9 protein-coding genes are annotated in these 11,146 nt (G+C 60.2%); 1 reads left to right on the top strand and 8 read right to left on the bottom strand.

What is annotated here, in order from left to right; translation table 11 throughout:
• Nucleotides 1–192: 192 nt before the first annotated feature.
• The 3 genes from QP922_RS11705 to gluQRS form a co-directional block, all read right to left on the bottom strand.
• Nucleotides 193–528, bottom strand: a complete 336-nt coding sequence (locus QP922_RS11705; RefSeq protein WP_284809675.1) for a hypothetical protein — start codon at nucleotides 526–528, stop codon at nucleotides 193–195.
• A 48-nt stretch (nucleotides 529–576) separates the two neighbouring features.
• Nucleotides 577–2,148 (bottom strand): cation:proton antiporter, encoded by a 1,572-nt coding sequence (locus QP922_RS11700; protein ID WP_284809671.1) that lies wholly within the window; start codon nucleotides 2,146–2,148, stop codon nucleotides 577–579.
• A gap of 72 nt (nucleotides 2,149–2,220) precedes the next feature.
• The gene (gluQRS, locus tag QP922_RS11695; RefSeq protein ID WP_284809669.1) at nucleotides 2,221–3,153 is read right to left on the bottom strand and encodes a tRNA glutamyl-Q(34) synthetase GluQRS; all 933 of its coding nucleotides are present in this window, start codon (nucleotides 3,151–3,153) and stop codon (nucleotides 2,221–2,223) included.
• Between the two features lie 53 nt (nucleotides 3,154–3,206).
• Here gluQRS and QP922_RS11690 point away from each other — a divergent pair, with 53 nt between their 5' ends.
• Nucleotides 3,207–4,550 carry a hypothetical protein gene (locus QP922_RS11690; protein ID WP_284809667.1) on the top strand — a complete coding sequence of 448 codons (1,344 nt, stop codon included), beginning with the start codon at nucleotides 3,207–3,209 and terminating at the stop codon, nucleotides 4,548–4,550.
• Here QP922_RS11690 and QP922_RS11685 read toward each other — a convergent pair.
• From QP922_RS11685 to QP922_RS11665, 5 genes are read right to left on the bottom strand one after another with little or no spacing between them, the layout of a single operon-like run.
• A complete protein-coding gene (locus tag QP922_RS11685; RefSeq protein WP_284809666.1) occupies nucleotides 4,547–5,065 on the bottom strand; it encodes a hypothetical protein in 519 nt (172 codons plus the stop codon). The two genes, QP922_RS11690 and QP922_RS11685, sit on opposite strands and share 4 nt — an antisense overlap.
• A complete protein-coding gene (locus tag QP922_RS11680; protein ID WP_070671433.1) occupies nucleotides 5,062–6,072 on the bottom strand; it encodes a TRAFAC clade GTPase domain-containing protein in 1,011 nt (336 codons plus the stop codon). The genes QP922_RS11685 and QP922_RS11680 overlap by 4 nt, the downstream gene beginning before the upstream one ends.
• Nucleotides 6,069–7,031, bottom strand: a complete 963-nt coding sequence (locus QP922_RS11675) for a hypothetical protein (protein ID WP_284809665.1) — start codon at nucleotides 7,029–7,031, stop codon at nucleotides 6,069–6,071. Before QP922_RS11675 ends, QP922_RS11680 begins: the two co-directional genes overlap by 4 nt.
• Nucleotides 7,032–7,088: 57 nt before the next feature.
• Nucleotides 7,089–8,768, bottom strand: coding sequence for a GAP1-N2 domain-containing protein (locus QP922_RS11670; RefSeq protein ID WP_284809664.1), 1,680 nt, complete (start codon nucleotides 8,766–8,768; stop codon nucleotides 7,089–7,091).
• A 2-nt stretch (nucleotides 8,769–8,770) separates the two neighbouring features.
• Nucleotides 8,771–11,137 (bottom strand): SaeA-related protein, encoded by a 2,367-nt coding sequence (locus QP922_RS11665; RefSeq protein WP_284809662.1) that lies wholly within the window; start codon nucleotides 11,135–11,137, stop codon nucleotides 8,771–8,773.
• Between the last annotated feature and the right edge of the window lie 9 nt (nucleotides 11,138–11,146).

Raw genomic sequence — 11,146 nt, 5'->3', positions numbered from 1 at the left:
CCCTATATGTTGTGGTGACCCGCTAAACCCGCAGTGTTCTACTTCACCCCGCTACGCACCCCGAAACCGGAAGAGCCGGAAAACCCCAGGTGATTACATGCGGAGCTTTGCATAAGGTGTCAGTACTTTGGTTCCTTTGCGGCTGGGCACTCGAGCTGGGCGTCTCCATCGAACGTCCGCAGTCGCACACTCCTAGTCGAACTCGGGGGCCTCGAAGCCGTCTTCCTTGAGCCACTCCACGTGCGGCGGGGAGTTCATTCCCCACTCCGTGCGGGCAAGCAGGAAAGCTTCTTCCACATCGGCCTCGCCATAGCCGCCATCGCGCAGGAACTGGCGGAAGCCGTGAGGACCAGGTTCTTTGATCCACAGCCAGACGTAGTCTTCCAGCGTGTGGTCGCCCAAGATGTCTTCCATACCTTCTGGCAGCAGCTCACGCTCAGCGCGCACGCGTTCCTCCAAGTCAGCGTCGAAGAAGTCGTAGAGGTAATCCAGGCCGTCTTCCAGCTGGGCGTACTCATAGGCGTCCATTGATTCGCTCCTCTCGTCACCATTCTTAGTCACGGATCAGCGCTCCCCTCAACTGTGTTTCTTTGCACCGAGGGACATCCGGTCGACGTCGGCAAGCACTTCGTCCACAATCATGGGGTTGAATTCCCTATCGCGGCGCAGGCGCAGCAACTCTTGCTGGGCGCCGGCAAGGGCAGTTCGCCGTGCCGCGAGGGCCACCTCGCGGGCTTCAATAGCCATGCGCAGACGAGTTGTAGCGTCCTCACCGTCCTCATCCTCACCGAGGCGGTCCTCAAACCATTGAGCAATGTTCGCCGCAGTGTCGGGGTCCAGTTCCTCATACTTCGTGCGCATCGCCGCGATGCCGGCTTTACGCGCACGGGAGGTAATGGTGGCGCGCATTTTGTCCGTGGCTGCCTGCGAATATGTGGTGAGGTCGAGCTGACGCATGAGCCACGGCAGCAACAGGCCGGGAATCACCATGGTCATGAGCAGCACCACGAGGGCAATAACGGTCAACTCGTTGTAGAAACTCAAGCCACTCGGAACGGACAGAACCAGCGCAAGAGTTACCAAACCGCGCATGCCGGACCACGTCATAAGCAGCACTTCTTGCAAGCGCAACGGCGCCAAGCGTGGCTTCCCACGGCGCTTATTAATGCGATAGAAGGCATACATCCACACCAAACGCACGAGGAAAGCGACAAAGGACAGGATGACGCCGACGATGACCGCATGCCAGAGATCCGCGCCCACGGCGTCGATGGCACTGAACACAGTCAAACCAATGAGGCCAAAGGCCACACCCGTGAAAAGAAGCTCGACGGTCTCCCAGAATGACTGGCCAGAGAGGCGATCTTCGGCTTGAATCGGCGCACGGGAATGTAGTTCTACCGCAGCAATCACCACAGCAATAACTCCGGAGGCACCGAGTTCCTCCGCAGCGATATACACGGCAAAAGGAATCACCCACGTCAACGCGTTACGAGCAACAACCTCATGAACCGCGCCGACAAACCACGAAGACACCCTGCCCACGACGAGGCCAAGGATGGCGGCTACCGCCGCGGAATAGAGGAAACGAGTCACCGCTTCCCCGGCATGCATCTCACCCGAACTCTTCACGGCTTCCAAGGCAAGATGGAAGGCCACGATGGAAGCAGCATCATTGAACAGGCCTTCAATTTGCAGCACGGAAATGATACGCCGCGGAATACCGGCAGGTTCTGCCACTGCCTCCACGGCCACCGGGTCTGGCGGGGCAATCGCAGCGCCGATGAGGATGGCTGCAGCCAGTCCCAAGCCTGGCATGAAAGCACGAGCAGTAAACCCCACCGCTAGGGTCGTGGCCACCACGAGCAGCACGGACAGTGCCAGAATGGTCATCCACTGTTCACGAATGACGCCCCACGATGTTCTCCTTGCCAGCGCCCACAACAATGGCGGCAAGAAGATGGGAAGAATGAGATCAGCGGGCACGGAGAATTCAAATGTGCCATTCGAGAACGTGGCGTACACCGAGACCGCCACCGCCGTAAGGATAGTCAGAAGCGCCGGCCAGGGAAGTCCTATTTTGTCCCCCACAGCCATAACAATGACGGTCAACAGCATCAGTCCAATGAGGACGAACAAAACTTCCATACTGCGCTTCTTTCCCCGTTTAGAATTTTTCAGTTCTCAGACTACCGCTATGCAGCCGACTAGGGAGCGGAGCTACACAGTGCCATCCCAGACGAAAGGCTCGCGCGATAGCTTCTCCGGCTGAAACTGTTGGCACAGCTCCTGCGCGGAAGAGGCCTCATATCCTAAGGACCGAGCCAAGAGCTTGACGACGTCCCCCACATCCCTCCTGTGCCCCTCGAGAAGCTGACGCAGGGTCACTGCCCCATCGCGCTTGGAAAGGCGCACTCCCTCAGAGTTGAGCACGAGCGGCACGTGGACGAACTCTGGCTCCGGAAAGCCCAAAAGGTGCGCGAGGTAAGCCTGGCGTGAAGCGGAGGAGAGGAGATCATCGCCGCGCACCACCTGATCCACGCCTTGGAAGGCATCGTCGACGACAACCGCCAGGTTATAGGCCCAGTCCATATCCTTGTTCGGGTCAACTGGCGGCTGGCCGCCGCGACGCAGGATGAAGTCATCCACCTCGCCGGTGTACTCGCCGGCGAGAGCGTCGTGAATGGTGAAGGAGGAGGCGTCGGCTCGCAGGCGTATGGCTGGCACGCGGTTCTGGGTGGCGAGTTCGACGCGTTTGGCGGCCCGTTCATCGTCGCTAAGCGCCCGGCACGTCCCCGGATATTGACCCGGAATTGCATGCGGTGCGCGGGAGGCTTCCTGAATGTCTTTGCGGGAGCAGTAGCACTCGTAGCTGGGCAGCTGTGCCAAGGCTTCCTCGTAGGCGGCATAGCGATCCTGCTGGTAGATGACCTCCCCGTCCCAGTCCAGGCCCAAGGTTGCGAGATCCTCCAGCTGGCGCCTAGCCGATTCCCGCGAGGAACGCTGCGTATCAATGTCTTCCACGCGAACGAGGAAACGCCGTCCGCTACTGCGCGCATAGAGCCAGGCGAGGAGCGCCGTGCGAAGGTTGCCTAGGTGCAAATCACCAGACGGGCTCGGGGCATAGCGGCCGGCGGGAGAAAGAGAATCCATGCAGTCCAGTCTAGGGGCCGCGCGGAGGCGAGTCCTCCACTAGAATCGCCCCCATGGCTTCTGACGCGACCTATCCCCTGCTTGATTCCGCCGACGCCGAGCGCATGCTGGCCTATGCGCGCTCCCAGAGCTCTGGTCTAACACTACCCACTTCGGAGTCAGCGCACATTGACGCGCAAATTAACCGGGTCATCGCGAAGGATTCTTTCCTAGGCAGCATCGAGGATGCGCGTCCCGCTGCTCTCTACCTGGAAGCCCGCGAGACTCTCCGCCAGGCCGCAGGCACCATCGAAGATGCCAACGACTCGTTCGCTATTGCCTCCATCGGCGTGCTGACCGGCCAGCCGGATTTGGTGGCTACCGGCTACGCCCGTGTGGCACGCGCCTGGCTGGATAATGGTTTTAAGGAAGAAGCAGAGAAGTTCGCCGCCAAGGCCGCTGCTGCGGGAGATCGCTCCGTGCTCGATGAGATTGCTGCCGCGCAGACCGCTGCTAGCCACAAGGACTTTTCTGAGGCCGTCACTGCATCAATGTCCCAGCCCGTTGCCGATTCTTCGGCTGCGTCTGCTGCCTCTGGTGGGGATAGCAGCCCGTCCACACTTGCTGAACTGCGCACGCGCCTCGACGCGGCCAAGAACGGCGATGCGAAAGCTCACGCCGCTGAGTTTGTCACCATCAATGACGCGGTGACCTCCGGGAATTTTGATGGATCGGGAACCTCGTTTGTGGATGTCCTCACGGTCATCCTTGAATCCGCTGTCGGTGCTCTCTGGGCATCTGACTCGCAGGACGACTGTTCCCGTGTAGCCGCGCAGTCCTTTGCCATCCTGTCGAATGCCCGCCGCGAGGAGGAATACCAGCAGCTACCACCGGCGATGCTGGCGCGCTTCTACAGCGATGCCGCAGCCAACTCAAGCGGGGATAAAACCCAGCGCCTGGCATGTTTGGAGGCCGCCGAGCGGGAGTACGCCCGCATCGGGGATGTCGACAACGAGCTGCAGGCCATCCTCAAGCGGGTAAACCTGCATGTTCTCCCCAATGACCCCCAAGAGGCCTATGACATTCTGGCCTCCCGTTATGCGGATTCTACGAAGCTGAAGAGCCTACCGGTGGCCGCTAAATGGACGGTGCTCTACTCCGAGAGCTTGCGCACGCAGGCCGAGGACATGTTCAAGTCCACGCAGGTTCTGCTTGATTTCTTGGAGAAGCACACCGCCTCCGCAGCCACGACCCCGACCGAGCAAAGCGCCCTAGCGGAAGTAGCCGAACTCCTCGGTGACCGCTATGCCGCCGGCAACGTAGCAGAACGCGCGCGGAACATGTACCACTTCGCCTACAACCTCTTCGACGCCGCCGGCAATACGCGGGCGCTGGAGGAGCTGCGTAAGAAAGCCTAAGCCCCACCGAACCACTGACGGTTCACCGGCAGCCATAACAGCACGATAACCACGGCTGAGGCGATGGACACCGGCATGACCGAGCTTACGGGGATGAGCAACACCAGCACTGCGCTGATAGCGGTAAGCGCGATGCGCGCTGACTGTTGCGCATGCAGCACGTAGGTGGTCAGCACACAGACGAGCAGCACCAGAACGCCCAGCAGCACACCAAATTCGGTCGACAACTGTTCCGTGCGAGTCACTGCTTCCGGACTGTTCTCAAAGGCCACGAGCTTGCAGATATTAAACACCGCATAGGTGCAGATGAGCAGCTCGATGACTGCTGCGACTTTCAACGGCCATGGCGCCCACTGGGCCTTCATATCCGCTGCTCGGCGCGATTCCCGGGCAGCATCCGTGACGTGCCCATAGCGATAGTCCTGCGCGGCATTCGGGCCAGCCGGCGTGGGCGCTGGGGCGGGATGCTGGTGCCCCGGCCCCAAAGGCCCAGGTTGTGGGGTACCGAAGGTCATGAGACGTCCTGCGTAAACACGCCACGACGGCTCAACTGCCACCGGATGGGGTCGAGCACACGGTAGGGCGCAATGCCGCTGCGCGCGAGCTGACGGCCCGTCGGGGCCTCACCGAGAGCAGACACGACGAAGAAGCTTCCCTCGCGAGGCGCCGCGGAGTACAGCTTGTTGATGAGATCGTTCGCGCCCAGGAAGCGCAGCAGAGACTCGGCTTCCTGGTGGACCATGTAGCGGTCCGAGTCGTTGAAATTCCAGCCAGTATCGCGCCGGAAGGCCGCACCACGGTTGGACATGAGCTTCTTCCACCGCACATCATCAACCTGTTCAAGCTTCTGCACGGTATCGAACTTGGAAATAGTCACAGCCAGTGGCGGCGGGGTATCCGTATCGAGAAGATCCAGAAGGTTATCCAGCACGCTCAGCGAATCCGCGCCCAATTCACCAATGTTGGGGATAAGACCGTGGATGAAATCCTGAATCTGCTTTACGCGCAGCGGATCGAAAAGGAAAATGACGAGGTCTGCGTGGGAAAAGAACGCGAGATTCTCGCGATCAGCCTCGTTCTCCGGCGGGTTTTCCAGGTCTTCGCCCGCCACATCGCGGAAGACCAGGTAGTTCATGCGCGGTTGTCCCTGCTCATCCGGCCATACGCCCAGCTCGTAAATGAGTGGGTCACGCTGGTAGGCATCCGTCGCCACAGCGCTCGGCGTGGGATCCATGGCGCGCATCTCCTCGAAGAGAGGCTTTTCATAGACCTCCGCGTAGCGCTCGCGCGTCGACTCATCCGCTGGCTGCACGGATCTATCGTGCTTGTGGGCCAACTGCTTGAGCTGCTTAATCATCACCGCCGTGTACAGCGACTTGCCGGAGTTTCGGGCACCGGCCATAGCTACGCAATGCGTAACCGCATCGGTCCACCCCTCCGGCAATTCTCGGTTCGTGTACGGGCTCACTGTCACGCCCGCCTCTAGCGGCTTGAACGTCCATGGGCAACGTGCCTGGGTCATGAGTTCCTCTCCTTCAGCATGGCAGTGACTCGGTCGGTGAGCTCGGAAAGCTCGGTATTGGCGCCGCTGTCGAGCTGCTTGACGACGTCCTCATCAATCACCGCATACGCCACCTGGCGTGGCGTGCCATTGATGTGGGCGAGCTCCAGCTCTTGGCGGCCAATAGCACTCGTGATGAGTACGACGGTAGGCACGCCGGTATCCAGCATGGACGCTACCGGGGAGTCGGTAACGTAAATAGCCAGCGACGTCGTGGACACGATGTTCGGCCCGTGCCACGGGCGCTGCCCCACGCGCTCCGCACCGTTTTCAATGACCCCACTGATGAAGCGAGTCAGCTCATCCACCTTGTGGGTCTGGATGCTGTCTTGACCATCGGTGGCGCGGAAGCGCTTGAAAGCATCCGAGAGCGCATCGATGTACTTGGCGGCTGCCTCGACAATCTTTGGTGTGACGTTCACTTGCATGGACGCAGAACCATCGACGATGACAGTGACATCATCCAGACCAGAAACATCGAGCTCGGCGCGCCGCATCTTGGAACGCACCTCACGGGCGGAATCTGTAATACCAGCGCCTTCGGTCGTGCCGAAGGCGTCAAGGCGGTAGCTGCCGGACTCCGGTGTGACTTCGGCGAGGCGCTCGGGGGAGTCCTCGGCAGCGTCGATAAGCACGCGCGGGAAAGTCACCGAATCGCCCGCGTTGCTCACCGTGAGGCGCACCTCACTGCGCTGGCCAAAGGTGCCGCCGCGCTTGGGCTGCACCACGATGGTGGCGCGCTCCGGAAGGGAGTGGACCATCAGGGACAGGTCGTGCACGCGGACAGCATCGACGCCTTCACCCACGATGGCCAGCTCCATCGATGCACCACCGGTGCCCATCTCGAAGGCTTCGACGCGCAGGATGCCGTCTGAGCCGATGCGGCGGGACTCGCCGTCCCGCAATGTGTATTTAGCCATGACGCTTCTTACCTTCTTTAATCTTGCCTGTTCGTGTGTTGCCTAACATCCGTTGCTTCACAGCCCCGGGCCTCTGCCCTGCCCGTGTCCGCGGTTCTGCCAACCTGGTTGGTGCTGTTGGTGCCGCACGGAGCGCTCTGCGAGAAGCTGCGCCACGGCATCAAGCACCATGGCGACGCGACCAGTGGCATAACGCTCGCAGTTTTCAAGGTGGAACGCATTCGCAAAATGATCAGCGGTGAGGTGCGCGACGTGTTCAAGGTCGCGGTTCTCCCACGGCCGCAGTGCATCCTCAGCCAACAGGGTGAAATCCCGGGGGAAATAAAAGACCCACGAAGCAATAATCGCTGACATGAGTAGCTTGTCCAGCCCATCACCCAACGCGGATTTGTCTAGGTACGCCAACTGGATAGAGCGGCCGCGACGGGTATCGAGGTACTCAATCCACCAACGCGCATCAAAGGTGATGAGCTTCTGGTATTCCTCCGCACTCAAGGCTGGGACGGTCGCGTTCGACCCAAGCTGCGTGCCCGAAGTGACTGTTGCCTTGGCTGGTTCAGGAGCGGGCTCTGCCGGGGTAAAGCTGGGGGCTGCGCTTGTCGACGTCTCCCTATCCGGCCCCGCACCTGCCGACGCCATGGCCGCGTCAGCTGCCCCAGCTGCGAAAGGATTATCCGATGCTGCGCTCAGTGGTAGCCCATCATCGCTCGGGGAGAGCTGCTCCTCCAGGGGGCGCGAGGCTGCAAGAGGATTCGGCGGGAATGGCGCGGCGGGATCGCCGCCACCAGCAAAAGGCGAGGAACCGAAAGAAGGTGCGCCAAACGGTGCTGCCTCTTGCGCAGCCGGGGCTTCTGGCTCCGCTGCGGTTGCTTCCGTCTCATCAGACGTTCGTTCGTAGGCGCTAACATCAGGCAGGGCCTCACCCAGCACAAACACCACTGGGTTTCCGGAAATGGCGGTGTCTGCCAAGCGCTGCTTCTCGCTCGGCGGAACCACGATCATGGTGGACGTGCTCAGTGGGAACTCATTGATGGCTGCGGCCCGTTCAAAAGTAGAGAACCCGAAACCGTCCTCCCCCACCTCGCGGGCAGTGGCGGCAATCCACAATGCCGCCTGGTTATCGGGAGCCACGAGGATGACCAGACCATTCCGAGAGTTAAGTACCTTGGACATTGCCGATACCAACTCACGGTTGAACGTGGAATCTGGGTTCGGGGTTACGGACTTAAACGGCGCCGGAAGTTTCTCCGGCTGGCGGAATTCCCCGTCGAGGAACTCGTCGAGCAAGACATCTGAATGCAGCGGACCGCGCGCCGCGATTCCTTCCGGAATCTGCACCTTATCCACCTCATAGATGGAAAAAGGAGCAGGTACATCAGGGGAATAAAGCACTGTGAAGGGAGCCGGCGGAGTACCGGTTCGCGTCACGGTGGTGTAAGTGAACACATTGCCGCCGCGCCCAGTGGCATCGAGACCAGCCGGGACTGACACCATGGTTACCCACTTATCTGCTTCCGGTGTCAGAGCGAAAACTGCTGTGCGGCGAACAAGCTCAGCTCGCTGCTGCGCGGAAGGAAAATCCGGGATGGCAGTGCCGTTGTTGAGCGAGGTGGGCACGAAAGACACCAGCTCCGCGAGCTCCTCTTGAGTAAGGTCACCAACTTTCTGGCCCACTCCCCAACCGCCAGCACGGCCTTTGGCGCGGGAGAAAGATGCATAGCTAAATGCGCCGCCCATCGCTACTGGCCTCCTTGGAAGTACTGGTCCTGACCATAATTCTGGCCATAGCTCTGGTCGTAGTACTGCCCGGGCTGCGGCTCGGTGTACTGCTCAGAATACTGTGGGCCATCATTCGGGCTAGCGGCGTAGAACATCAAGCGGTTCGCCACATCTCCTTCCACGACCACGGCCTTATCTGATGCGCTCAACGTGGGCGATGCCTCGCTATAGCTCTCAGCGAATCCACTGAAGGCATCGTTACCGCCGAAGCTGTCGAAGGAAGAATCGACGTAGGTGTCGAACCCTTCCACAGCAAACAAACGAATGAATCCACCGCGCTGTGCGTACTGGCCAAGCGACACAGTGAAGTCTGGGTACTGCCCACGTGAAGGGCCCAAGCCTTGTGCCACGTGGGTCGTGCTCTGCAGGTTGGTTTCCACAATGCCGAGTGCCTCACCGTCTTCCGGGAAGAGTGGCAGGCGGTCAGCTCGGTACACGACCTGGCAGGAGAACTGACGCTTATCGCCATTGCCCAGGCTCCACAGGTAGACCTTGACTTGGCCTTGGTAGACATCGACGTCAAAGTCATACGTCACGGGGCGCAGCCCCTCATACTGAATGACGCGCTCCTCGCCCTCAGTGCGCTTACCAGCAAACACCGCATAGGGCTTGAGGCGTACGGTATCTCCGTGCTGGTCGAGGTGCAGGCGGATCCCTCCTTGGAGGTCATAATCCTCTTCACGAATCTGGTCATGTTCGCGGTTTGTAGAGTATTCCACCGCGGTAGCGCCCTTCGGCCAATCGAACGTAATGAGCTGACTATCCACACGCTCGATGAGACGGAACTGGTCATCTTCAATGGACTGCACGCGCTGCAACACCTTGGATTCGCCTACCCAGGCATCGGCGTCGTTGAAGTTCACCGGGGTGATGTACACCTCGTACCAGTCCGGTGGCCACGTCATAGTGACGGTCTGGAAAGAACCCGCTTCAGAAATGCCGCGGGTCTCAGTAAAAGCGCTCGATAGCGCACTTTCGACGTACGTCTTTGGTACCGCCGAGGTAGTCAGATCTGCTGGTGGAGCGGTGGGGGTGAGGTAGATATTCACCTCACCTGACTTTGGTGAATACCAATCCACCTCAATGGAATCGTGGCCGTACTCGCTGCGGCGTTCACAGCGCGACAGCTCCAGCTTTTCCAACTCACTGGCCAGCTTCACGGAGCGCTGCACCGCAACCTCATCCTGGCTCTGCTCGGTAGCACCATGGAACTCTGCTTGGCCCAGCAGGGAGATAACGATGGTTTGTCCGGATTCCTGAACCGGGATGGTGGCCTTGCGGCCGGAGCTGTCCACGTCCTGCTCAAATCGCGGGGAAAGCAGCTCCTTCTCGCTATCACGGCAGGCATAGACCATGGCGCTGGAATGGCCCGGCAGCAGGTCCCAGGAGACTTGGATGGCCCCCTTGATGGTCGAGACTCGCACGTTGACCGGTGGGAATACCACAGCGGTATCACCCATGAAGACCGGCTGGCTATTAACCAGTTCACGCAGGTCCGTACCTTTATAGGCCCACACGGCGTAGTGCCGCAGTCCTGCTTCACCCGGGTTGTTATCGCGGTAGGCAGTGCCCTTGGTGTACACAAGGGTATCGCCAGCGTCAGGGGAGGCAACCATCTCGGAATCATCAGCCACCACGCGATAGAACACGACCTCGTTCGGCTCATGCTCAAGCTCCGGCCACCACAGGCGTACCGGGTGGCGCTGGTCGGATTCTTCTTCTGGCTCCGGTTCTACGCCATAACCAAATTCATCACCGGACTCATCCTCGGCCGCGGTGGTCTCTGGTACTTCAACCTCAAACTCAATGCCCGGTGCCACCCAGTTGGGGTCTTGGCGGTATTGGTACTCTGCCCGGATACCGAAGCCCGGGATGGTGATGTAGTCCTCTTCGTTGACCTGGGTCTTCTGTTCTTCTTCCGCTTGGAGCTCTGCCCACTCAGCAAGGAAGTCGCGCGGCGCCGCGGCAGCCGGAGCTTCCGACCCCGGCTGCACGTTAGGCTGTGTCTGCTGAACGGCGGCGGCCTGCTGCTCGTGCTGTTGACGCCGTGCCTGCTCTGCCGCTGCACGTTCTGCGGCTGCTTGCTGCGCAGCCTTGTGTTCGGCGGCGCGTCCCTGTGCCGCCGCTGCGTTGAGAGACTCCGCACTCAGCTCTGGGTGATCTACTTCCTCACCGTTAAATGCAGCGGCAATCTGCTCGGCAAACTGCCTAAACGGGGCGGAGACAGCCTCACGGACATCGTCAGCACTCACACGCTTCAGCTCATGCAATGTCGTGAGCTCGCTAAACGGAACATCCTTGATTGAGGGTTTCGGGGTGTGTGTCATCAACGTTCC

Source organism: Corynebacterium sp. MSK218 (genome assembly GCF_030232655.1).
GTDB lineage: Bacteria > Actinomycetota > Actinomycetes > Mycobacteriales > Mycobacteriaceae > Corynebacterium.
The sequence above is the reverse complement of the archived record's forward strand: the minus strand, read 5'-3'. Positions and strand labels throughout refer to the sequence as shown.